Below are 24976 nucleotides of genomic sequence, written 5' to 3' on the forward strand. Positions count from 1 at the left end.
CCATGAGTGTACCCAATGACGAATGGCTGGTCGTCATCGACCGCCAGAAGGTATTCGCTGAATCCGACTGGTCCGATTGGGCCTGCCCGAATGGCAGCTTCCACACCACCGACGCGGCCTTCTCGGCGCTTGCCAAGGCCTACGGCGACCGCGTTGCCTATACGCGATATGTGGCACCCACGCCAGCCTTGAACGCATGGGTCGACTACTTCAAGGATTGGCCGCAGTTCCTCGTGCCACCGGATGATCCGATGTACGATCTGACCGCCGATACCGCGGCACTCGCCGTCGGCCATCCGGTGGTTTCGAAGGACACATTCGGCAAATGGGGCGACGAATTGGCACAGGCCATCGATGGCGCCAAACGGATTGCCCTGTGCGGCGTGGCCACTGACTGCTGCGTGATCACCACCGCCTTGGCCGCCGCCGACGCCGGTGTGGCCGTACGCGTGGTGGCCGACGCCTGCGCCGGCAGCTCGCCGGAGAACCATCAGCGCGCCCTCGACACCATGGCTCTGTTCACACCGTTGATCACCATCACCGATTCCGCCACCGTGCTTGGCTGAACGGACATGGAAGCGTAGCTTGTTTATGGCTGCTGCCGACGTTGCTATCGTCGGCAGCAGCCATTTGCGATATCGGGGGAGTGCTCTGCACAGTGTCCTGATATGCCGCTACGCTTAGGTCGGTTTATGTGTAAGTACCGAGCGTAATGAATCGGTAGACAGACGAAAGAACCCAAAATCAACAGTTAAGAGAGGTTTCGATGGCGGTTCGCGGTGATATCCGTAATGTGGCGATTGTGGCTCACGTCGACCACGGCAAGACCACCCTGGTCAATGCCATGCTCCAGCAGTCCCATGTCTTCAGTGAGCGCGAGGAAGTCCCCGATCGCGTGATGGACTCCAACGATCTTGAGCGTGAGAAGGGCATCACCATTCTCGCCAAGAACACGGCCGTGGAATACACCGGCCCGCTGGCCGCCAAGTATGGCCATCCCGATGGCATCACCCTGAACATCATCGACACCCCTGGCCACGCTGATTTCGGTGGTGAGGTTGAGCGCGGCATCTCCATGGTCGACGGCGTGGTGCTGCTCGTCGACGCTTCGGAAGGTCCGCTGCCGCAGACCCGTTTCGTGCTGCGCAAGGCTTTGGAAGCCAAGCTGCCGGTGATTCTGTGCGTTAACAAGGTCGACCGCCCCGATTCCCGTATCGATGAAGTGGTGGGCGAATCCTCCGATCTGCTGCTCGGCCTGGCCGACGATGTGCAGCACGAGGGCATCGACCTGGATCTTGACGCTCTGCTCGACCTGCCGGTGATCTACTGCGCGGCCAAGGCCGGCTATGCCTCCGTCAACCAGCCTGAGGACGGCCAGCTGCCCGACAACGACAACCTCGAACCGTTGTTCGAAGCCATTATCAAGAACATTCCTGCCCCCGAATACGAGGAAGGCGCGCCGCTGCAGGCGCATGTGGCCAACATCGACTCCTCCGACTTCCTCGGACGTCTCGGCCTGGTGCGTATATACAACGGCACGCTGGAGAAGGGCAAGACCTACGGCCTGTCTCGTGTGGACGGCTCCATCGAGAACTTCCGTGTTTCCGAGCTGCTGCGCACCCAGGGCCTCGACCGCTTCCCGGTTGCCTCCGCTGGCCCCGGCGACATCGTTGCCGTCGCCGGCGTGAACGACATCATGATCGGCGAAACCATCGTCGATCCCAACGATCCCAAGCCCCTGCCGCTGATTCACGTGGATGACCCGGCCATCTCGATGACCTTCGGCATCAACGACTCCCCGCTGGCCGGCACCGAAGGCAAGGATCACAAGCTCACTGCCCGCATGATCAAGGATCGTCTCGATCGCGAGCTTATCGGTAACGTGTCCATCAAGGTGCTGCCCACCGACCGACCCGATGCTTGGGAGGTGCAGGGCCGTGGCGAACTCGCCCTGGCCGTGCTTGCCGAGCAGATGCGCCGCGAAGGTTACGAGCTGACCGTCGGCCGCCCCCAGGTGGTTACCAAGACCATCGACGGCGTGATCAACGAGCCGATGGAAAACACCACCATCGACGTGCCCGAAGAATACATGGGCACCGTCACCCAGCTGATGGCCGACCGCAAGGGCCGTATGGACGGCATGACCAACCATGGCTCCGGCTGGGTGCGTCTGCAGTTCACCGTGCCGTCCCGTGGCCTGATTGGCTTCCGTACCGCGCTGCTGTCCGCCACTCGCGGCACCGGCATCGCTTCTTCCATCTCCGCCGGCTATGCTCCGTGGGCGGGCCAGATCGTGACCCGTCAGAACGGCTCCATGGTCTGCGATCGTCAGGGCGTTGCCACCCCGTACGCCATGCAGCGTTTGCAGGCTCGTGGCAACTTCTTCGTCGATCCGCAGTCGCCGGTGTATGAAGGCCAGGTCGTGGGTGTGAACAACAAGCCTGACGAGCTGGATGTGAACATCACGCTGGCCAAGCATATGACCAACATGCGTTCCTCCACCGCCGACGTGCTCGAAACCCTGACCCCGCCGATCAAGATGAGCCTCGAGGAATGCCTCGACTTCGCCAATGAAGATGAGTGCGTGGAAGTGACGCCGGAATCCGTGCGTGTGCGCAAGATCATCCTCGGCCGTGAGGATTGGTACAAGTGGCGCGCCAAGCAGCGTCGCCAGAACAACCAGACCAAGGCCTGAGCCTGTTTCGCAGCGGCTTGGATGCTGTTGGATTGTTAATCAGACCAATCAGAAGGTGATTATGCTTCCTTGGTCGCATCGCCAGAATGCGCTGGTCAGAACGCTTATCACGTTGCTGGCCGGCGCATTCGCCGCATTCGTGGGCACATTCGCACACCGTATGGGTGCGGATATGAACATTCCCTACGGGTTGGCACTGGCATTCCTGCTTATTGGACTGTCCACATGGTGCGCCCGTGCGCGCATGGGCGTCGTGGGTTTGGCCCTGCATCTGATCTCATCGTCCAGTACCGCATGGTGGCTGGCCTTGACCGCCTCCAGCGGCAATGCCGTAATCGTAGGCGGATTCCAAGGCGATATGCCGTTCTTCAGCCAGCATGCCGGCTATATCTGGTTGTATGGCCTGATTGCGGTGCAGGTTATCGAGCTATGCCTGCCGCGTGCATGGTTCGTGGTGCCTCCGCGTAAGGTTGATGCCGTTCATGCTGACGTTGGTACCCATGCCGACGCCGATGCTGAGGGCGACATCATCTCGTCATCGTGAACCAAACAACGCTGATTTCACGGTGGTGCCGCTACCATAGATGCCTATGGCACGAATGACGTTGTTCTATCTGGGGCCCGAGGGTACCTTCACGCATCAGGCGGCAATGATGGCCGCCGAAGAATTCCATTTGCTTGGCGATTTCGATTTGGCCGCCATGCCGGACATTCCCTCGATTTTCGAGGCCGTGCAATCCCACAAAGGGTGGGGCGTGATCGCATGGGAGAATAACGTCGAAGGCTATGTGGTGCCGAACCTCGACGCGCTGATCGATGCGCCGGATGTGGCGGGATTCGCCAGAGTGAGCGTTGACATTGCCTTCAATGCCTTCGTCACCCATGACACACAGACAAGCGGAACGGGGTTGGGCGGTGCGCAGGTGCTCGCGCATAGCCACGGTCTGGCCCAATGCAAGCAGTTCATCGCCGCGCACGGGTTGCGCTCCAAACCTTCTTCATCGAATGCGGCGGCTTGCCGCGACCTGCAGGATGGCCAAGTGGCGCTCGGCCCCGGCATCTGCGGCGAACTGTATCATCTGAGCACCATCGCCGAACATGTGCAGGATTATGACGGCGCACACACTGAATTCCTTATTATCGCCCCGCGCGATGTGGTGCACGAGCTCAACGCCCGTGCAGGCCATGGGCAGGCGGAGGAATTCGAAACCATCGTCACCTTCATTCCGCTGGTCACTGGTCCCGGCGTGCTGGCGAATTTGCTGGACGTGCTGCGCGACGCAGGATTGAATATGACCAGCTTCATCTCCCGACCGATCAAAGGCCACGACGGCACATACAGCTTCATCGCCACCGTCGACGCCGCGCCATGGGAGCAACGCTTCCGCAACGCCTTGGAAGAGATTGTCGATCATGGCGATTGGGTGAAGACCCTGGCCGTCTATCCGCGTCGCGAACGCCCCAATCCGCCGGTGAACACGTGGATGCTGCCCACCGGAGGCGTGCATATCGAATCCGAAATGGCGGACAGCAACTGGCGAGAGCATGACATTGTGCGAAGGGAGATGCTGTGGTAAGCAATATCGGCATCATCGGCCTCGGCCTGATCGGAGGCTCCTTAGCCCGCAGACTGGTGGATCGCGGCGTCAATGTTGTGGCATGGAACCATCGTCCGCATCCTTATGCACAGGCCGAAGCAGATGGTATTCGCTGTGTGCCTAGTTTGGCGCAGCTAGTGGCAGCCGAACCAGACATCATCGTATTGTGCAATCCGCTGAAAGCCATGCCTGCAATACTGGGCGCATTGCAACCATTGCTGGATGCCCATCCTGATATCACGCTTACCGACGTGGGGTCGGTGAAGGGCATGGTGCGCCAACAAATCGAAGAAGCCGGGCTGAGTGAACAATACGTGGGCGCCCACCCGATGGCCGGCAATGAGCATTCCGGCTGGCAGGCAGCCGACCCACACCTCTATGACGGGGCTCTCTGGGCTATTACCGTGGATGAACGCACGGATTATGTGCGTTTTGCCGCAGTGGCCCAGTTGATTTGCGGAGCCATCGGCAATCGGCTCATCGTGGTGGATGACGATAGCCATGACAAGGCCGCGGCGATGATCTCCCACATGCCCCACGCGGTATCCACCGCGCTGATCAACGAACTGGTTGCCAATCCCGATCGCAATATCGCAGCCGCCTTGGCCGCAGGATCCTGGCGTGACATGACCCGCGTCGCCTTGACCGACCCTGAGCGCACTCGCGCGATGATTGAAGAGGATGCCGTAAACGTCGAGGAGCTGCTGCGACATATGGCCGCACGGCTGACGGACATCGCCGATCATCTGCACGATGGTAACGAGCGGGCAATCGGCGAATTCTTTGCCGCAGGAGATCCGTTCCGGGCTTACAAGGCTGCCGTCAATGCAGGTGCTGAAGCGTCTCGACACACCATGCTAATTCCCGAACACGGCTGGCAGCAGGCGTTGCTTGAATCAGCCCGTCGAGGCGAAGCCATCATTGCCCTCAATGCCGCCGGCTCAGAGCGCACAGCTACCGTTGTGCAACAGCCGGCGATGCGCTAGCGGATAATTGCCTCTGTGGTTTTTCGGGGGAGAGATGTCACTTACGCCGTAGCCTAGCGTACTTACGGCCGTCCAGGATTATCCGGGCGCTCGGGAACGGGCTTCAACGTGGCGATCTGCTCTTGGTGAATGGTGACGTTCTGTTGCGGACGTGAACCATTGGCCGCCGCATCGCGCAGCAGTTCCAGCGTGTAGCCGTTCCACGAGATCACATGGCCCACATAGTCACGGAATTTCATGCGGCCATCCGTCTGATCGACGCCTTCGGTGACGCGCACCACCACGCGTGCGCCCGCTGGGATCTGTCTTGGCAATGTCATGATATGCCCCTTCCATGAAGCTGAAGCGAATACCCGTAACCACAGTGTTCGGTGTGCTAACAGAATACACCGTGACTGACGGTTATAGTCGTTGGCAGGGCCGTGTGCCGGCGCATAATATTCGAGGAGAAGGGCCGATTATGGGATTCGAAGACACGCTGGACGCATTCCTGCGCTATCTCAAGGCCAATCGCGGCTTATCCGCCAATACGCTGAAAGCGTATCGCGCGGATGTGCAGGACTGCCTGCAGTTCTTCGATCGGCGTGGCATGCAGGATCTGTGCGAAATCAGTCTGGACGATTTGCGTAGTTGGATGGCGTATGTCTCCAGAACCCACGCCAAAAGCAGCATGGCTCGAAAAACCGTGGCGGTGCGTGGATTCTTCGCTTGGGCGCACGAGCATGAGCTGATACGCGTCAATCCCGCCGCCACATTGATGACGCCGAAAATTCCCGATACGCTGCCCGCCGTGCTCAGTGAAGCCCAGGCCGAACAATTGCTGGATACGGCCGACGCCTGCGCATCCGCCGCAACGCAACCTGACAAAGCGCAGGATGAGACAAAAGCTGGCAACTGCGGCGAGCCAGACGATGCCGACACCGACCATCGCGCCGAGGAACCCCTAGAAATTCGAGCGCGGGATATGGCAATGCTGGAACTGTTGTATGCCACGGGCATCCGTGTTGCCGAACTGGTCGCCTTGGATGTACGGGATGTGGATTTCACCCAACGCACCATTCGCGTGACGGGCAAAGGCAACAAGCAGCGCGTGGTACCGTTCGGTGGCCCGGCCGCACAGGCACTGGAGCGTTGGCTTGATGTGCGTTGCGGATTGCTGACGAATCGCATGTCTGGTCAGGGGCACGCAAGCGATATTCAGCGCCAAGCGACTGATGCGCTGTTTTTGGGAATCCGCGGCGCACGTCTTAATCAGCGCGTCGCCAGGGATGTGGTGCACAGAGCCGCACGGGCCGCCGGCGTCCCTGACATCAGCCCACACGCACTGCGTCATTCGGCCGCTACCCACCTGCTGGATGGGGGCGCGGACCTGCGTCAGGTGCAGGAGATGCTGGGCCATTCCTCGCTCAAAACCACGCAGCGCTACACGCATGTGTCCATCGAACAGCTCAAAGCCCGATACGGTCAGGCGTTTCCGAGGGCTTGACTCCAAGTGTGGAACAAGCCCGGGCAGAGCGAAAAAACACCCAATTCACAGACCAATGCCAGACAAGAAACACCGGATATTCACATTGTCGTAACAAACGGACTACCGGTTGTCGGCCAAGTGAGGGATACTAACAATCAATCAGCAACGGGGTTGGTGTGTTCCCGACCGCACGATACATAACGGTCAGGATCGCCAACCCCGTTCGCGTGAGATGGAACGGTACTGTTCCGTATTCCAATGAATAGGAGATAATCAATGAAGAAGAAAGCTCTTGCTTTCGCCGCCATGGCTTGCTCCATGGCCATGCTGCTGAGCGCTTGCGGCGGCTCCAGCGCCGACAACGCCGCTGACGGCACCACTGCCGGCTCCAATGTCATCACTGCTTACGCTTCCGAACCGCAGAACCCGCTGATCCCGGGCAACACCAACGAAACCGGTGGCGGCAAGCCGGGCGATCTGCTGTTCTCCCGCCTCGTCTCCTTCGACAAGGACGGCAACGCTTCCAACGAGGTCGCCGAATCTATCACCCCGAACGACGACGCCACCCAGTACGCCATCAAGATTAAGGATGGCTGGAAGTTCACCGACGGCACCCCGGTGACCGCCGAGTCCTTCACCAAGGCTTGGTCTTACGTGGCCAACGCCAAGAACGCCCAGAAGTGCTCCTCCTTCTTCTCCACCATCAAGGGTTATGAGGATCTGCAGAAGGACGGCTTGAAGGGTGACGAGCAGCTCTCCGGTCTGACCGTTGTGGATGACCACACCTTCACCGTGGACATGAACCAGTCCGATTCCGTCTTCCCGATCAAGGTCGGCTACCTGGCCTTCGCCCCGCTGCCTGAAGCCTTCTACAAGGACACCAAGGCCTTCGGCGAGAAGCCCGTCTCCAACGGCCCGTACAAGCTGGAGAAGTGGGATCACAACAAGGAACTCGTGCTCGTCAAGAACCCTGACTACAAGGGCAACGAGGAAGTCAAGAACGACGGCGTGACCTTCAAGATCTACACCGACGACACCGCCGCCTACCGCGATATCCAGGCCGGCAACCTTGACGTGATGGAATCCGTCCCGGCTTCCTTCACCAAGACCTACAAGACCGACAAGAAGATCCAGTACTACTCCGAGGCCGGCTCCGTCATCCAGACCTTCACCATCCCCTCCAACTTGGAACACTTCCAGAACAACACTGAGGAAGGCAACCTGCGTCGTGAGGCCATCTCCATGGCCATCGATCGTCAGCAGATCATCGACAAGGTACTCAACGGCGAAGCCACCGCTCCGACCGACTTCACCTCCCCGAAGACCCCTGGCTATTCCAAGAACCTCAAGGGCAGCGAATACCTCAAGTACAACCCGGATGAGGCCAAGAAGCTGTGGGAGCAGGCCGACGCCATCTCCAAGTTCGATGGCGAACTGACCTTCGCCTACAACGCCGATGGCGGTGCCAAGCCGATCTATGACGCCGTGGTGAACCAGCTCAAGAACAACCTCGGCATCAACGCCTCCACCAACCCGATCCCGACCTTCCAGGAGTTCCGCGACGCGATCACCAACCGCCAGATGACCGGTGCCTTCCGCACTGGCTGGCAGCCGGATTACCCGTCCGCTGAGAACTATCTGTGGCAGCTCTATTCCACCGCCGCTGCCGACGGCAAGGGCTCCAACGATGGCGACTACAAGAACCCTGAGTTCGACAACCTGTGCCTGCAGGCTGCTGCCGCCAAGAGCACTGATGAGGCCAACAAGCTTTACCAGCAGGCCGAGGAGATCCTTCTGAAGGATCTGCCGGCATTCCCGCTGTACTACTCCAACGCCAACGGCGTGGCCTCCCTGAACGTCAAGGACGGCTTCGAGATGAACTGGCAGAACCTGCCGACCTACGAATCCATGACCAAGAAGTGAGTTTGACCTCACCTTCGCCGATTCGTTTTCGGTAAGCCATTCATGGCAAACAAGGGCGGGAATCTTCGGGTTCCCGCCCTTGTCGTATAGGAGCGTGGCAGCATTCAGCAGCATAAAAAGGCCACAATCCGTGCAATTGTCAAGGGCTCGTCAGCCCTTGCGGTAAACTAACCGAGTATTTGTCGACTGGCAAGGGTGCTTGCTGCATTCCGAACCGGTCAAAGTAAACAAGGAGACAACCAAATGGGCAAGTATCTGCTGCGACGAATCCTGCAGATGATTCCCGTGGTTCTTGGTACGACATTTCTTGTGTACGCGCTTGTGTTCTTCCTGCCCGGTGATCCGGTTAAGGCCATGTTCGGAGACAAGCCCATCAATGAGGCCGTCGCAGCCCAGATCCGCGCTGAATATCATCTTGATCAGCCGTTCATCATCCAGTACTTCATCTATCTGAAGAACGCGCTTACCCTGGATTTCGGCAATACTTTTGCCGGTCAGCCGGTAATCGACGAAATCACTCGCGCCTTCCCCGTCACCATCAAGCTCGGTTTGATGGCGTTCGTGTTCGAGGCCATTTTCGGCGTGGTGTTCGGCATCATCTCCGGCTTGAAGAAGGGCAAGTGGTATGACACGGTTATCCTAATCGTCTCCCTGCTGCTTATCTCCGTGCCGACCTTCGTCACCGGCTTCGTGCTGCAGTACCTGCTCGGCATCAAATGGTCCATTCTGCCCGTGACCGCCGGCTCTGACCCCACCTTCCTCGACCTGCTTATGCCGGCTATGGTGCTCGGTTCGGTGTCCATGGCATACATCATCCGACTGACCCGCGCCGAAATCTCCTCCAACATCGCCGAGGATTATGTGCGCACCGCACGTGCCAAAGGCATGGGCAACGGTCAGGTCATGCTGCGCCATGTGCTGCGCAACTCGTTGATTCCCGTGGTCACCTATCTCGGTCAGGACATCGGTGCCCTGATGGGCGGTGCCATGATCACCGAGCAGATCTTCAACATCCACGGCATCGGCTTCCTCACCTACCAGTCCATTCTCAAGGGTGAGGCCAATCTTGTGGTGTCCATCGTCACACTGCTGATGCTGGTGTTCGTGGTGTGCAATCTTATCGTCGACATGTTGTACGCGGCCCTCGACCCGCGCATCCGCTACGCGTGATCCAGGGAGGAATATCTGATATGACCGATATCACCACCAAATCCGACGGGTATGCCGTCGAAACCCTGCCCGGTCAGGAGCGCTATGTCGCCCCGATCGAGGAAACACCTTTGCAAAGCGTCGACTCCGTCGACGAAAACGCCCCTGCCACCAGCATGTGGGCCGATGCGTGGCGTACGCTGCGCCGCAACCCGCTGTTCATCATCTCCGGACTGCTGATTCTGTTCATCATCGTGGTGGCCATCGCGCCGGGGCTGTTCACCAAGCAGGATCCGAACGCCTGCGACCTGGCCAATTCGCTGAGCCCCGCCTCTGACGGGCATCCCTTCGGCTATGACCTGCAGGGCTGCGACGTGTACACGCGTGTGGTGTACGGCACCCGCACCTCGCTGTCCGTGGGCATTCTCTCCACACTGCTTGTGGTGATCCTCGGCACGCTGATCGGTTCCGTGGCCGGCTTCTTCGGCGGCTGGCTTGACGCGGTGCTCTCCCGCATCACCGATATCTTCTTCGCTTTGCCGATGCTGCTCGGTGCCATCGTGGTGCTGCAGATGTTCAAGACCTCCAAGTCCATCTGGAAAATCGTGCTTGTGCTGGCTCTGTTCGGATGGGTGGGCGTGGCCCGTATCGCCCGAAGCGCCGTTATGGAATCCAAGAATCTGGAATTCAACACGGCCTCCACTGCACTGGGCTCCACTCCGGCACGTAACCTGTTCCGCCACATCCTGCCGAATTCCTTGGCCCCGATCATCGTGATCGGCACCACGTCGCTGGCCTCCTACATTGTGGCGGAGGCTACGCTGAGCTTCCTGGGCGTCGGCCTACCCACCACCACGGTGAGCTGGGGCGGCGATATCTCCAGCGCCCAGACGAACCTTCAGACCGATCCGCTCGTACTGTTCTACCCAGCCGCTGCATTGGCCATCACCGTGCTGGCCTTCATCATGATGGGCGACGCCGTCAAGGACGCCCTCGACCCGAAGAGCCGTACGGCCTGAGCGAGGGAGTAAGGAAACATTATGACTGAGAACGTCAACTCCGATCTGCGCGCCATGCAGAAGGAACATGGGCCGCTGCTGGAAGTGAGCCACTTGGCCATCGACTTCACCACGGATACCGGCAAGGCCGTGCATGCCGTGCGTGATTCGTCCTTCTCGGTGTACCCCGGACAGTGGGTGGCCATCGTGGGCGAATCCGGTTCAGGCAAGTCCACCTCCGCTATGGCTGTGCTGGGCCTGTTGCCTGGCACCGGCCACGTGGTCGGCGGCTCCATCAAACTCGACGGCAAGGAAATCGCCGGTGCCAAGCAGTCCGAATTCGACAAGCTGCGTGGCACCAAGATGGGTCTGGTGCCGCAGGACCCCATGAGCAACCTGAACCCCGTGTGGCGTATCGGCACGCAGGTCAAGGAAGCACTGAAGGCCAACAATATGGACGTCGCCCATGAAAAGCGTTCCTCTCTGGCCAAGGCACTGGCCGCAGGTGAGGCCGCAGTGCAACTCAAGGGCAATGATGATGAGACCTTCCTCGGCTCCAAGGAACTGCCTGAGCTGATGGATGCGGCCAAGAAGGCCCTGAACGCAGCTGGCGTGACCGGCGAGGCCTTCGACAAGGCTGTAGCCGGCTTCGAAAGCGAATGGGTTCCGGGTTCCGAAACCCGTTGGCGTGTGGCCGATGACCTCATCAAGGCAGGCGTGGCCAGCGAACAGGCATGGAGCATTGCCAAAAAGTATGTGCTTGGCGCCACCATGGACGATCGCATCGCCGGCCTGCTGTCCGAAGCCGGTCTGCCCGATGCCGCCACCCGCGCCCGTCAGTATCCGCACGAGTTCTCCGGCGGTATGCGCCAGCGTGCACTGATTGCCATCGGTCTGGCCTGCCGCCCTGATCTGCTTATCGCCGACGAGCCCACTTCCGCTCTGGACGTGACCGTGCAGAAGCGCATCCTCGACCACCTGCGCATGCTCACCGACAATCTCGGAACGGCAGTGCTGTTCATCACCCACGACTTGGGCCTGGCCGCCGAGCGCGCCCAGCATATCGTGGTGATGTACAAGGGCCAGGTCGTCGAATCTGGTCCCTCCCTTGAAGTGCTGCAGCACCCCCAGCACCCGTACACCAAGCGTCTGGTGGCCGCAGCGCCCTCCCTGGCGTCCCAGCGTCTGATCTCCGCGCATGAGCGCGGCGAAAACGTTGACGCTCTGCTCGAGCACAAGGTGGCCGGTGAAGCCGCACTGGACAAGAGCGAGCACATCATCACCGTGGATCATCTGGTGCGCGAATTCAAGCTGCCACGCAAGAAGGAGATGTTCAAGGCCGTCGATGATGTGTCGTTCTCCGTCAAGCGCGGCACTACGCTGGCCATCGTGGGCGAATCCGGCTCCGGCAAGTCCACCGTGGCGAACATGGTACTGCACCTGCTTCAACCCACGTCCGGCAAGGTGTTCTATGAGGGCCGCGACACATCCACCTTCAACGCCAAGGATCTGCTGAACTTCCGCCGCCATGTGCAGCCGGTGTTCCAGAACCCCTACGGCTCGCTTGACCCGATGTATTCGATCTACCGTTCCATTGAGGAGCCGTTGCGCATCCACAAGATCGGTGACAATAAGAGCCGTGAAAAGCGTGTACGCGAACTGCTTGACATGGTGGAGATGCCGCAGTCCGTTATGGGCCGTTACCCCAACGAGCTGTCCGGCGGCCAGCGTCAGCGCATCGCCATCGCACGAGCCATGGCGCTTGATCCCGACGTGATCGTATGCGACGAGGCTGTCTCCGCCCTGGATGTGCTGGTGCAGGATCAGGTGCTGCGCCTGCTCAACGACCTGCAGGCCGAAAAGGGACTGAGCTACCTGTTCATCACCCACGATCTTGCAGTGGTGCGTCAGATCGCCGACGAAGTGGTGGTGATGCAGCACGGTCGTCTGGTCGAACACGCCACCACCGACGAGGTCTTCAACAATCCGAAGATGCAGTACACGCGCGACCTGCTTGACGCCATTCCCGGCGGTAAGCTCCAGCTTGGCCTCGACTAAAGCTGATTCAAGCTGACTGCCTGTATCACGTTGTGATATCAAGAAACCCGACCTGTAAACGGTCGGGTTTCTTCGTTACTGGACGAGAGCGACGTAACCGCCCGCTGCTATGGTCGTGAACCATGACCATCACCATTACGACTTCGAATGTGAACGGCATCCGCGCAGCCAAGCGCAAAGGCATCGACGAATGGGTCGGCAAGAACACCCCCGACGTGTGGTGCATGCAGGAGGTGCGCGCCCCACAGGATCAGATCGATCCGATTTTCGAAGGATTCGCCTTCGAATATGCCACAGCCGGCAAAATCACCTCCCCGGATGGACTGCACTGCGCCAACGAGGTATGTCGTGTGAAAGGGCGTGCCGGTGTCGGCTTACTGACCGACCTGCCGGTTACCGCGACACGCTACGGACTGCCGGGATTGGACGAGGACGTGGATTCCGGTCGATGGGTCGAGACGGACGTCACCACTCCGCAAGGCTATGAGATTACCGTCGCATGCGTGTACGTGCATGCCGGCAATACCGATGACCCGCTGAAAATGGAGCAGAAATACCGTTTTCTCGACACCATGCTTGTACGCTTGGGCCAGCTGCGCGACGAAGCCGCGCACGGTGGCAAGCAGGCCGTGTTGTGTGGCGACTTCAATATTGCGCACACGCCGTTGGATATCAAAAACGCCAAGGCGAATGAGAAGCACGCCGGCTTTCTGCCCGCCGAACGCGCCTACGTGGATCGCTGGCTGGATGAATACGAATTCGTGGATGTGATGCGCGATCTTGCCGGCGACATCCAAGGCCCCTACACATGGTGGAGCCAACGCGGACGTGCGTTCGACAATAATGTGGGCTGGCGCATCGACTACCAGTTCGCCACGCCCGAACTGGCCGAAACCGCCCGTGGTTTCGTCATTGACAAAGCACCCAGCTATGAGGCGCGATGGTCTGACCATGCGCCGTTGACGATTACCTACGAGGTGTGACGTCAGGAAATTTTCAGCTATTGCGGCTGATAGGTGCTAGGCTTAGCAAGGTTATAACGTTTGGCCACAGCGTTCGTAAGAAACGAGGAAACATGGGATTGTTCGGATTCGGCAAGAAAAAGAGCAAGAAGGAAGCCGAGCCCGCCGTCGAGGCGGTGGATGAGGACGAGGTGGCCGCTGAGACTGCCAATGAGCAGGCCAAGGCCGAAAGCGCCGAAACTACGCTTGCTGAGCCATCCAGTGCCTATGAAGGTCGTGGTGACGAGCGCGGTCCGTGGGATGTCGATGACGAGAACGTGCCCGATTACGACGACTATCTGGATCTTGGTGCCTATTACCTGCCGTTCATGCAGGGCATCGAACTGCGTATCAAGGCCAACCGCGCCACCCAGACCGTGCTGGGCTCCACCATCACCTTTGGCGGTTCCAGCCTGGAGATTGAAGCGTTCGCCGCGCCCAAGACCATGGGATTGTGGGATGACGTGCGTGCTGATCTGCTGGAGGCTAACAAGGCTGCCAGCGAAATCGAGGGCGTGTTTGGCACTGAACTGAGGCTGCCGGTTAACGTCAAGGGCGGCAAGGTTGTCAACACCCGCATTGTTGGCGTTGACGGCCCGCGTTGGATGCTGCGTGGCATTTTCTCCGGTAATGCGGCTGTTAACCCCGAACATGACGAGGCCAAGGCTTTGAACCTGTTCTTCTCCGGCATCGTGGTTGAACGTGGCGAGGAACCGCTCGCTCCGCGCGACCTGATTCCCATGCATCCGCCTGTTGCACCCGCCGAGCGCAAGGCCGCCAAGGCCGCGGCCGAAGCCGCCGCAAACGAGGAGGGCAAGGAGCATCTCAAGGACATTCCGGACAACAAGCCCAAGGGCCCGCTGAACTACGATCAGCAGACAGAAGTCAAAACCACGCTCGCTCGCGGCCCCATGTTCTCTGAGGTGCGCTGACCCGGCTTTCCAAAGGAAAGCCACAAGGTCAGCGCACGCGAGGAACTTGGCAGCCCGGTGGGCTGCCAAGTGACGGAGCTATCCTTATATCCAAACTGTACCGGCAGCGCACGCGTCAACTAGCGTTCCAGTTGATAGATGCTGGCCCAAGTCCAACCTCACAACAACCCACATCAAGGCCGCACGCAAAGTCTGACAGTCCAACAAACTGTCAGCTACGGAGCCCACTCTATGACAGACAAGAATTCGCAATCACAGCAGCGTACCGGATTGGGCGCTTTGGCCGGAGCCGGCGAAGCCGATGATTTCTCCGTTATTGATGCCATCGGCGGTCCGCGAGGTGTGATCGAATCCATGCTGCCAGGCGTGGTGTTCGTGGTGCTGTTTGTTGCCACCAGCAATCTCAATCTCACGATTGGGGTTTCCGCTGTACTTGCCGTGCTTCAGGTGATTGTGCGCCTGATTCAACGCCAATCGGTGATGGGCGCATTGTCTGGCCTGATTGCTGTGGCCATCTGCCTGATTTGGGCGTGGCAGACGCATGAGGCGCGTAATTACTATATCTACGGTTTTTTGACCAATGCCGTATACATTGTGTTGCTGTCCGTTTCGCTGCTTGCCCGCGTGCCCGGCTTGGGACTGATGGTGGAATTCATCCGCACCATGCCCACCGAGCATTTGAAGGCATGGTTTGCCGATTGGATGGGCGACAAAGAGCTCAAACGTGCTTATATGATTATCACCGGCCTATGGGTTGGTTTGTTTGCCCTGCGTTTGATTGTGCAGGTGCCGTTGTACCTGTCCAATCATGTCGCGGCGCTTGGCGTGGCCAGGCTGGTGATGGGCATCCCATTCTGGGCGTTGGCCATCTGGGTCAGCTATCTGATTATCGCCACTCCTATGCATAGGCATAAGATGCGCGCCCGCGAGTCTGAGGCAGCTGCCGCATCGACGAATTCCACGAATCCCATGAATCCGACGGAGGAATAATGCGCACTGAGGTTCGCATCGAACGATACGCCGACCAAGGCCGTTGTGTGGCCCATATTGATGGGCGCGTAGTATTCGTACGCTTCGCTTTGCCGGGCGAACTGGTGCGCATCGAACTTGACGAGCCCTGTGATCGTGACGATCGTTTCTGGACCGGCGAAGTGGTGGAGGTGCTTGAACCCTCTGACGACCGTGTCGAACCCGCATGGCCGCTTGCCGGGCCCCTGTCCCAAGGCGGGGGAGTGGGCGGTGCCGATTTGGTGCATGTGAGCTTGCCTGGGCAGTTGACATGGAAGGCCGTCACCGTTTCCGAGCAGATGAATCGCCTGGGGCACGTCGATGTGGCGGTGCCTATCGAGCGTATGCCCGGCGATGAGGAGTCGGGCGGTCTGAACTGGCGTACGCGTATTGAAATGATCGCCGATGAACAAGGCAAACCGTCGATGCGTCGACGCGGCACTCATGTGCGCGTGCCCATTGATACCATGCCGCTTGCCACACGCACTCTACTGGATGTTGCCGAACGCGAACAAGTCTGGGACGGCGGATTCGAGCCTGGTGCACAGATTCGCCTTTCCGTGCCCGAACCGCGGAACATTGCTGCACACGAGACGCAGCGTGATAATTTCGCCGTGCTTATCGATGGTGTGCTCAACGCAGGCTCTCAGCTGCTCGACGAACAGGTAACCATCAATGGCACGGTGTTCAACTACAAAGTCGATGCCAATGGTTTTTGGCAGATTCATCGTCAGGCACCCATCGCACTGGCAACCCATGTCATTAATCTGGTCAACGGCGAACTGGACGGCAACATCGCACCCGTGATCTGGGATCTGTATTCCGGCTCTGGCTTGTTTACCCTGCCGCTGGCCACGCTTACCGGTGAACGCACGCGCATGCTGAGCGTGGAGGGCGCACGCGTAGCTGTCAAGAACGCGCAGCGCAACCTGCGCGCTATGAACCTGAGCGATGTCGATGCTCGCGCCGGCGACGTGTCCAAAACTTTGGAACGCGTGCCCGCGCATCTGTCCCGCCCGGATGCTGTGGTGCTTGACCCGCCGCGTGCCGGTGCCCGCGCCAAGGTATGCCGGCAGATTGCCGAGGCAGGTGCCCGTGTCGTGGTGTATATCGCCTGCGACCCGACCAGTCTCGCCCGTGATACCGCCACGTTGATCGCCGAAGGATACACGCTTAAGAACATCCGCGCCTTCGATATTTACCCGATGACCCACCACGTGGAAACCGTGGCTTTGTTCACCCGATAAATGGTCAGCATGATACGGCGAATGGCAAAGCATTTGGGATGCGCGGCGGTGGCGCTGTCGATGCTGTCGCTGGCCGCCTGCACTCCGGTTGGCAGGGCGGTGGGTGACACGCAGGATACGATGCCCGAAGTCGCCCATGATTCAACGCATAAGTCGGATATGGAAATCGGCGTTGTCGGATCTGTGGATTCCTCCGCCGACACGCTGGTGATGGATGCGTTGTCGGACGCCGAGTTGCAATCCTATTACGCCTCGCTTGACGCTGTGAACGATACAACCGCAACGGCGCAGCAGGCCGTTGACGATTTCGTGGCGCGAGCGGTTGATCTTGTGCTGATCAGTGGCATCAATGTCACCAACGATAGTCGCGAAGGTTGGGACGCGGTGCTTGACAATGCGCGTCAGGCGGGTATTCCTGTCGTGCTGCTCAATCCGGTTAGTCCTCCTGACAATGAGTTGTATTATGCGGCTTCGCTCACCGTGAACGACCGGGCTACGGATGCCACGCCCATTGCTGAGGCTTTGGTGACCATCCAGCACGACGAACCGCATGAACGCACCATTATGGTCACCACATTGCACTGATGCGAGTAATTGATTCGCTCGAATTCAGCAAGTATCCATCTTCGGAATGACCGTGTATGCGCAACAGGTCGGGTAGGGTGGAAGGCATGAGTTTGAGTGACGCCGCGACCATTGCCATGCCCACTGTGGATGAATCGGGCCTGAGTGGCCAAGAAGTTGCCCAACGTATCGAAAGCGGGCAATCCAATAAGGTCAAAACCTCCACCTCCCGATCCATCACAGACATTGTGCGCGCCAATGTGTTCACCCTGTTCAACGGCATTATTGTCGCCGCCATGGTGCTGGTGCTCATCACCGGTTCGTGGAGGGATGCGGTATTCGGTTTCGTGATCATCATCAACACCGGCATCGGCATTATCACTGAGCTCAAAGCCAAACGTACCCTTGACAAGCTCTCCATTCTTGTTGCCTCGGATTTTCTCGTACATCGTGACGGGCGAGACGTGGCGGTGCCACACGACGAAATCGTACTTGGTGATTTGCTCTGGATCCGCTCCGGTGAACAGGTACCGGCCGACGGTCATATCGTGCGCACATGGGGTCTGGAACTTGACGAATCCATGCTCACCGGCGAATCGCGCACCGTGCGCCACAAGGAAGGCGAACAGATCTACTCCGGTGCCACCGCCGTCTCCGGTATGGCCTTGATCAAGGTCAACGCCGTGGGCGAACACTCCTATGCCGCCACACTGACCGCCCAAGCCAAGGTGTACACGAAAACCGTGTCCGACCTGAACAAAGGCATCAACACCATCCTGAAGTTCATGACCTTCCTGGTGGTGCCGTTGTGCGTGCTGCTGATCATCTCGCAGATCGGCACCGTGGGCGGCTGGCAGGCCGCGCTCGCCACTGGCGAATGGCGACAGGCCGTCGTCTCGGCCGTGGCTGGTGTGGTCGGCATGATTCCCGAAGGACTGGTGCTGCTGACCTCCTTGAACTTTGCGCTGGCGGCGATTCGACTGGCTCGCAAGAACACCCTTGTGCAGGAACTGGAATCGGTGGAGACACTGGCTCGTGTCGATTGCCTGAACCTTGATAAAACCGGCACCATCACCGACGGCGGCATTGCTTTCTCGAAGCTGGTGATGCTGGATTCAGCTGAGCAGCATCCCGGGAGTGGCCGTGCCGATGCGGGTCATGCCGCAAACAGCATATGGGATGAACACACTGTGCTGCAGGCACTCTATGACCTGTCCAATGAGGAGAATCCGAATGGCACCGGGCAGGCCATATTGGCCGGTTTGGGGGAGCGGGGTTACCAGGCCGGTGCGGTTGCCGTGCGCGTTCCGTTCTCGTCCGCCCGCAAGTGGAGCGCCATTGCCAAATCCCTCGACTCCGCTCACGATCTTATATGGACCATGGGTGCCCCCGAAGTTATTCTTTCCGCATTGGACGGCGACTACACCGACATCCTCACCCAAGTCAACGCATACGCCGACGACGGCAACCGTGTGCTGCTTATCGCCTGTTCCCGATCCAATGTTCCAGACAATTTCGCGGATGATCCCCAGCTCGATCCATCCAGCATTCCTGTCGCCTTGGTGCTGTGCGCCGAACGCGTGCGCTCGGATGCTGAGGCCACGCTTGCCTGGTTCCGTGAGCAGGGCGTGCGCTGCCGGATCATCTCAGGTGACAATCCTGTCACCGTGGGTGCCATCGCCCGAAACGTACGACTCACTGGTGATCGTGCCCCTGTTGCCATGGACGCACGTGATCTGCCAACCGATATCGACGAATTGGCCCGCGTGCTGGAAAACGTGGATGTGCTTGGTCGCGTGCTGCCCAACCAAAAGAAGGCGATTGTTCAGGCGCTGCATACCGGCAACCATGTGGTGGCCATGACCGGCGACGGTGTCAACGATGCATTGGCCATCAAAGAGGCCGATCTTGGTATTGCCATGGGCAATGCGGCACCTGCCACCAAAGCCGTGGCACAAGTGGTACTTGTGGACTCTAAATTTTCCCACCTTCCCGACGTGGTGGCCCGCGGACGTCAGGTGATGGCCAATATGGAACGCGTCGCCGGACTGTTCCTCGTCAAAACCGTCTACTCCGCGCTGATTTCCCTCGGCGTGGTGCTGACGGCCATCCCGTACCCGTATCTGCCGCGCCACATCACCTACGTGGGGGCGCTGACCATCGGTGTGCCGGCCTTCGTGCTTGCACTCGCGCCGAATACACGTCGTTATATTCCCGGGTTCTTGAAACGTGTTGTGCACTTCGCCTTGCCCGGCGGCATCGCCACAGGTTTGTCGGTCTTGTGCGCGGCATGGTTCCTGCCCGGCATTATGGGATGGAATATCGCCGCTTCGGATGCGGATCTGGCGGCGTTGCGTGCCACCAGCGCAATCATCCTGTTCCTGATGGGTGTGTTTGTGCTTGCTCGTGTAGCGCAGCCGCTGAATAGTTGGCGCGGGGGACTGGTCGCCTTCTTCGCGGCGGCCGGAGTAATCGGCATGTTCATTCCCTTCGTGGCAAACTTCTTCGCCTTGCAACTGCCGACTGGGCGCACGCTGATCGCCACCCTGATCGCCCTCGCTGGCGCCGCGGTCATCTTCTTCATCTGCCTATTCGTCGCTCCGCATGTGGCGCGCTTGGCGGAAGGGTTTAGCCGACGGCGACATAATGATATGAAATCGTAATCCTTGATTCGAAGGAGACATGATGGAGCATTCGCTGTTTTTTGGTGTGCCCGACAATCATGCGTCGGATCATATCGCGCTGTCATATCTCGGCATATCACAAACCGAACCGCGCCACGATTACGGTCCATCAATGAACGATCCCTGGGTCATTCACATAGTACTAAGGGGATCGGGCACGGTGTTCACCGAGGAATCCTATTACGAACTGAAGGAGGGAGACGGGTTTCTTATCCGCCCGGGTGCGGCAATCCGGTATGTTGCATCCGATAATGATCCATGGGGATACGTGTGGTTCGGATTGGAAGGCGATTTGGTGGGCCGGTACTTCAAAACCATGGGATTCGCCGACGACCAGGTGGCATTCGGCGTCAACCACACGTTGCCGTTCGTGCGTCTGCTTGCACAGGCGTTGCGTTATACCGGCGGGGGATTGGCGGATGAACTTGAACTGAACGCAGTGGCGTTGCGATGTTTGGCCATATTGTCCGTCGAATTGCGCCGCAGCGGTGCCCCTACAGTGTTCCCAGTCAATCCCGTGGTACGTGCCGCGGTTGATGTAATCATCCACCAGTGGAAGCCCGGCATTTCCGTGGCATGGGTGGCCGAACGGATCAACGTGGATCGCAGCTACTTGTCACGTGTATTCCACAGGGAAACCGGATTGACCATCAAGGAGTACATCGAACGAATTCGCCTATCCCGTGCCAGCGATCTGCTGTATATGACCGATATGGGATTGGGCGAAGTGGCCGGCGAATGCGGCTATGCCAATGTGGATGCACTTACCCGCAATTTCCGTGAGATACGCGGCATAACACCCAGTGAATACCGCAAATCGAACAGCGGCGTGCTCAACAATCTGGGGCTTGGCATCGAATTCTTGCAGGCGGCATTCAACATCGATGAATAAGTAGGGCAGAATATCATAATGCCGGGTGACGGCTTCGTATCGAGTCGTCACCCGGCATTAACGGTATGGGGTCTGAAAATCGTCAGGCGGAACGGCGCTTGATCAGATCATGAGCGGCCAGACCGATGAGAATCAGGATGAAGATGCCACCCAACACCGGGAACGGAGCATACAGCGAATCGGTGTGCAGCACGGATTGGATGGCCTGCATGGCCAACGGCGCGATGAATGTGCCGGTATTGGTGCCGATGAAAATCGTCGATGTGGCGAAGGCGATGGTGCGGGCGCTGGTCAGGGAGTCCATGCCGTTGAAGATGTACGGGAAGCACCACGAGCAGGGGATGCCCGAGACCAGCATACCGGCCAGAACCATAGCGAAGTTGCCGTTCGAGAGTCCAATGAGCAGATTGGCGGCGATATAGGCGATCAGGCCAAGGTACAAGGTGCCCTTACCGGTGAGCTTATGAACCGTGCCGAACACGGCGCCCGCCACAATACCGACCAGAGGCATCAGCGACAGCACCAGCCCAGAGTTGAATCCTTCGCCCATCACCTCGTTGCAGATGGAGGGGAAACGCACCTGGATGGCGATGGAGTTGAGCACCAGCAGCACCGCGAACAGCGCGAGGGCGTACACGAAGGGGTTGGTTTCCTTGATGATCGAGCCGTATCCCAGCTTCTTGCCGTGCTCGTCGGTGGGAGTATCGGAGGCGATGGTGATATCCGGCACGATGAACCAGAAGAACGCGGCGATGGGGAATGCGGCGAGATAGATGGCGAAGGACCAATGCCAGCCGAAGGTGAGCAGCAGACCGGCGATGGCCATGAACGCCGCCTGACCGATGTTCTCGGCAGAGGAACGCCATCCCAACAGATTCGCCTTCGTATCCCCCGTGTACAGAGCGTTGATGATGGAGACGGCCAGTGCATTGTACAGGCCCGAGCCCACGCCCATCAGCAGACGGCTGGCAAGAATTACCGGGTACGAGGAAACAAACATGGGCACAATGCCGCCGATGCCGATAAGCAGTACACCAATGGTGATCACACGCTTGACGCCGAACTTCTGTGCAATCCAGCTGGACAGGATCACGAAGATTGCGACGGCAACGTTCGGCACGGTTGACAGCATCTCGCTTTGCGTCATGCTGATGCCGAGCTCCTCGCGCATCTGCGGCAGTGCGGAGCTGATGGCGACGGCGCTGGTCAGGATCAGTGAGATGGACAGCACTGCGAGTTTGGTAATAAAACTTTGGGGTTTGATAGTCATGATGATCCTTTGTATGGGTGTTCTTCGTTGAAACAGTGAACAAGGCATGGCGAGGCCTAAGGCCGGTGGCTTTCGGCCTCGCCATAGAGGGTATTGTTGACCCGCTCAGTTATGCGGTGACGGTTAGTGTCAGCGAGCGGTGAGCACGAACAGACGCGAATCGAAGTCGTGCGGATCGCCCAGATTATTGGCATCATCGACTTCGCCGCTGGACGATCCGGTGGAGGCATCGGAATCGATCATGCCCACACGCATAAGCTCATCGCCGTGGAATATGCCGCCGTTGATGGTGCTGGCACCGCCGATGACCTCAACCTGGTATTCCAGCTGCGGGTCAAGGCCTTCGAGATGCAGCCTGGAGAACGGGGACATGGGATGCTCAAGCATCGCGTAATCGCCGACGATTGCGGTGCGCTTGTCTTGGGAGACGACCATCCATGCGGTTTTGCCATTGCGGCGCGGGTCGATCTCGAAGGGAGACACCAGACGGTAGAAGTCGCCGGTGTGGATGGTTTCGCGGTACTGCTTGAAGAACGCCACATCGTGCTTGACCTGCTCGAATTCCTCGTCGGTCAACGTGCCCAAGTCGAGCTCGTATCCGAAGGTGCCGAACATGGCCACATTGGTGCGGGTATTTAATGTCGTCAGACGGTTGGTCTGATGGTTCGGCACGATGGAGACATGCGCGCCGATGGAAGCGAGCGGATAGAACAGGCTGGTGCCGTATTGAATCGACATGCGTTCCACTGCGTCGGTGTCATCGCTGGCCCAGATCTGCGGAGAATAGCACAGCATACCCAGATCGAAACGGCCACCGCCGGAGGCGCAACCTTCGATGATGAGATCGGGGAAGGCTTCCAGCAAACGCTGGTTGAGCTCGTACATGCCCAGGATGTAGCGGTGGAACACCTCGCCCTGATGACGTTCATCGCGCGTCACATCGTATGCCTCGGTGATGTAACGGTTCATATCCCACTTGATGTAGGAGATGTTCGCGCTGGACAGCACGGCGTGCATCTGCCCGAAGATATTGTCCACCACATCCGGGTTGGCGAAGTTGAGCACATACTGGTTACGGCCATGGCTCATCGGGCGGTCCGGCGTATGCAGCACCCAGTCGGGGTGGGCGCGGTACAGATCGGAATCCATATTCACCATCTCCGGTTCGAACCACAGGCCGAAGAGCATGCCCATGTCGTTGATGCGGCGGGCGAGACCGCCCATGCCTTCGGGCAGACGCTGCTTATTCGGCGTCCAATCGCCCAAACCGGCGGTGTCGCCGCTACGCTCGCCGAACCAGCCATCATCGAGTACGAACAATTCAACTCCGGCGTCCTTGGCCTTGGCCGCGATGGAAACGAGCTTGTCCTCGTTGAAGTTGAAGTAGGTGGCCTCCCAGTTGTTGATCAGCACCGGGCGTTCCTTATCACGCCAGGGGCCGCGCACCACATGGTGGCGCACAAGGTCATGGAAGGCGTGGCTCAGGCCGTTGTAACCCTCGGTGGTGTAGGCGAACACCGCTTCGGGGGCCTGGAACTCCTCGCCCGGCTCGAGATGCCAGGTGAATCCGAAGTCCGCAATGCCCATCTGCAGACGGGATACGGCGAAGGCATCAACCTCCACATGCGCCTCGAAATTACCCGAATACACCAACGCGGCACCAATCACCTCACCCGCTGATTCGGTGGCATTCGGACGAGCCAACGCCACAGCCGGATTGTGCACGTGTCCGGAGGCCGAGCCGCGCAGGGAGCCGATCTGCTGAATGCCCGGATGCAACGGATGACGCACAATGCTGCGCTCGCGGGCCCAGGATCCGGTCAGCTGCGTCGTGACATAGTTATCGTCGGGCAGGTCAAGGCTCAGGCTCATGACGCGCTCAATATCCACGGCGGCGGTGCCATTATTGTGAATGCTCGACGAACGGGCGATGACGGGAAGATTGGCGAACACCGTGTAGGTCAGGGTTACGGTCACGTTGATCAGAGTGTCCACCAAATCGATTTCCAGGGTGGCGGCGTCGGCTGCGTCATCGACATAGGAGGACGGCAGTCCATGCAGCGCGGGCTTGCCGTCGATGATGCGGTAGCCGGCATAGGTGAGATTCGTCAGACGGGAGCCGTTCGGTTGCGCAATGCTGACAGCGGGCATACGGTAATCGCTGGCGCCGTATTCGGGGCATTCCTGGCGCAGGTGCTCCAATGAATACGACAGATTGCCAGTGACCGGGCAGCATGCGGTGGAACGACGCTGCAGTTCAACGAGGTAGCCGAAATCATCGCGGTCGGTGACGGCTGCGCCATAGTACAAGTGCAGCAGCTTGCCCTGTTCGTTCGCACGAATCACGTAACTGACCAAGCCATTGGTCAGATGGAATTCGCTGGCGTCGTGCACGAGAATCCGGGGCTGGTTGGACATGGACATCTCCTTTGATCAATCATGTTCGGCGTGTGCCGTTGATATCAGTATCGGCGCGGTAAGCCGCGAAATACAGCCGATAATG

Annotated in this window: 20 protein-coding genes; 17 read left to right on the forward strand and 3 right to left on the reverse strand. The window is 59.0% G+C overall.

Annotated elements, in window-relative coordinates:
* Positions 1-2 precede the first annotated feature (2 nt).
* The 5 genes from G1C95_RS00920 to G1C95_RS00940 all read left to right on the forward strand — a co-directional run bounded on the left by G1C95_RS00920 (position 3) and on the right by G1C95_RS00940 (position 5279).
* A complete protein-coding gene (locus G1C95_RS00920; protein WP_169171064.1) occupies positions 3-566 on the forward strand; it encodes a cysteine hydrolase family protein in 564 nt (187 codons plus the stop codon).
* 200 nt (positions 567-766) lie between these two features.
* On the forward strand, positions 767-2695 hold the full coding sequence (gene typA / locus G1C95_RS00925) for a translational GTPase TypA (RefSeq protein ID WP_169171065.1): 1929 nt from the start codon (positions 767-769) through the stop codon (positions 2693-2695).
* Positions 2696-2756: 61 nt separating this feature from the next.
* Positions 2757-3239 (forward strand): alcohol dehydrogenase, encoded by a 483-nt coding sequence (locus G1C95_RS00930; protein WP_240947361.1) that lies wholly within the window; start codon positions 2757-2759, stop codon positions 3237-3239.
* A gap of 46 nt (positions 3240-3285) precedes the next feature.
* The gene (locus G1C95_RS00935; RefSeq protein ID WP_169171066.1) at positions 3286-4272 is read left to right on the forward strand and encodes a prephenate dehydratase; all 987 of its coding nucleotides are present in this window, start codon (positions 3286-3288) and stop codon (positions 4270-4272) included.
* Positions 4266-5279: a prephenate dehydrogenase gene (locus tag G1C95_RS00940; protein ID WP_169171067.1), complete on the forward strand. Its 1014-nt coding sequence runs from the start codon at positions 4266-4268 to the stop codon at positions 5277-5279. The genes G1C95_RS00935 and G1C95_RS00940 overlap by 7 nt, the downstream gene beginning before the upstream one ends.
* Positions 5280-5341: 62 nt before the next feature.
* Here the strand turns inward: G1C95_RS00940 and G1C95_RS00945 are convergent, their stop codons facing one another.
* Positions 5342-5599, reverse strand: a complete 258-nt coding sequence (locus tag G1C95_RS00945; RefSeq protein ID WP_169171068.1) for a DUF6725 family protein — start codon at positions 5597-5599, stop codon at positions 5342-5344.
* A 140-nt stretch (positions 5600-5739) separates the two neighbouring features.
* On the opposite strand from G1C95_RS00945, the gene xerA reads away from it, so the two are divergent.
* From xerA to G1C95_RS01005, 12 genes are all read left to right on the forward strand, one after another.
* Positions 5740-6765, forward strand: a complete 1026-nt coding sequence (xerA, locus tag G1C95_RS00950; protein WP_169171488.1) for a site-specific tyrosine recombinase/integron integrase — start codon at positions 5740-5742, stop codon at positions 6763-6765.
* A gap of 258 nt (positions 6766-7023) precedes the next feature.
* A complete protein-coding gene (locus G1C95_RS00955; protein ID WP_169171069.1) occupies positions 7024-8670 on the forward strand; it encodes a peptide ABC transporter substrate-binding protein in 1647 nt (548 codons plus the stop codon).
* Between the two features lie 243 nt (positions 8671-8913).
* Entirely contained in the window at positions 8914-9840 is a 927-nt protein-coding gene (locus G1C95_RS00960) for an ABC transporter permease (protein WP_169171070.1), read from the forward strand.
* A gap of 20 nt (positions 9841-9860) precedes the next feature.
* Positions 9861-10838 carry an ABC transporter permease gene (locus G1C95_RS00965; protein ID WP_169171071.1) on the forward strand — a complete coding sequence of 326 codons (978 nt, stop codon included), beginning with the start codon at positions 9861-9863 and terminating at the stop codon, positions 10836-10838.
* 21 nt (positions 10839-10859) lie between these two features.
* On the forward strand, positions 10860-12875 hold the full coding sequence (locus G1C95_RS00970; protein WP_169171072.1) for a dipeptide ABC transporter ATP-binding protein: 2016 nt from the start codon (positions 10860-10862) through the stop codon (positions 12873-12875).
* A gap of 122 nt (positions 12876-12997) precedes the next feature.
* Entirely contained in the window at positions 12998-13858 is an 861-nt protein-coding gene (locus G1C95_RS00975; protein ID WP_169171073.1) for an exodeoxyribonuclease III, read from the forward strand.
* Between the two features lie 92 nt (positions 13859-13950).
* Positions 13951-14808: a DUF3710 domain-containing protein gene (locus G1C95_RS00980; RefSeq protein ID WP_169171074.1), complete on the forward strand. Its 858-nt coding sequence runs from the start codon at positions 13951-13953 to the stop codon at positions 14806-14808.
* 231 nt (positions 14809-15039) lie between these two features.
* The gene (locus G1C95_RS00985; RefSeq protein WP_169171075.1) at positions 15040-15798 is read left to right on the forward strand and encodes a DUF3159 domain-containing protein; all 759 of its coding nucleotides are present in this window, start codon (positions 15040-15042) and stop codon (positions 15796-15798) included.
* Positions 15798-17063 carry a class I SAM-dependent RNA methyltransferase gene (locus G1C95_RS00990; RefSeq protein WP_169171076.1) on the forward strand — a complete coding sequence of 422 codons (1266 nt, stop codon included), beginning with the start codon at positions 15798-15800 and terminating at the stop codon, positions 17061-17063. The genes G1C95_RS00985 and G1C95_RS00990 overlap by 1 nt, the downstream gene beginning before the upstream one ends.
* A 9-nt stretch (positions 17064-17072) precedes the next feature.
* On the forward strand, positions 17073-17648 hold the full coding sequence (locus G1C95_RS00995) for a hypothetical protein (RefSeq protein ID WP_169171077.1): 576 nt from the start codon (positions 17073-17075) through the stop codon (positions 17646-17648).
* 116 nt (positions 17649-17764) lie between these two features.
* Positions 17765-20290 (forward strand): HAD-IC family P-type ATPase, encoded by a 2526-nt coding sequence (locus G1C95_RS01000; RefSeq protein ID WP_169171489.1) that lies wholly within the window; start codon positions 17765-17767, stop codon positions 20288-20290.
* A 19-nt stretch (positions 20291-20309) separates the two neighbouring features.
* A complete protein-coding gene (locus G1C95_RS01005) occupies positions 20310-21203 on the forward strand; it encodes an AraC family transcriptional regulator (RefSeq protein ID WP_169171078.1) in 894 nt (297 codons plus the stop codon).
* Positions 21204-21285: 82 nt separating this feature from the next.
* Here G1C95_RS01005 and G1C95_RS01010 read toward each other — a convergent pair whose 3' ends face one another.
* Together G1C95_RS01010 and G1C95_RS01015 are read right to left on the reverse strand one after the other, a co-directional pair.
* Positions 21286-22473 (reverse strand): MFS transporter, encoded by a 1188-nt coding sequence (locus G1C95_RS01010; RefSeq protein ID WP_169171079.1) that lies wholly within the window; start codon positions 22471-22473, stop codon positions 21286-21288.
* Between the two features lie 129 nt (positions 22474-22602).
* On the reverse strand, positions 22603-24891 hold the full coding sequence (locus tag G1C95_RS01015) for an alpha-galactosidase (RefSeq protein ID WP_169171080.1): 2289 nt from the start codon (positions 24889-24891) through the stop codon (positions 22603-22605).
* Between the last annotated feature and the right edge of the window lie 85 nt (positions 24892-24976).

This window comes from Bifidobacterium oedipodis, assembly GCF_012932425.1.
Classification (GTDB): Bacteria; Actinomycetota; Actinomycetes; order Actinomycetales; family Bifidobacteriaceae; genus Bifidobacterium; species Bifidobacterium oedipodis.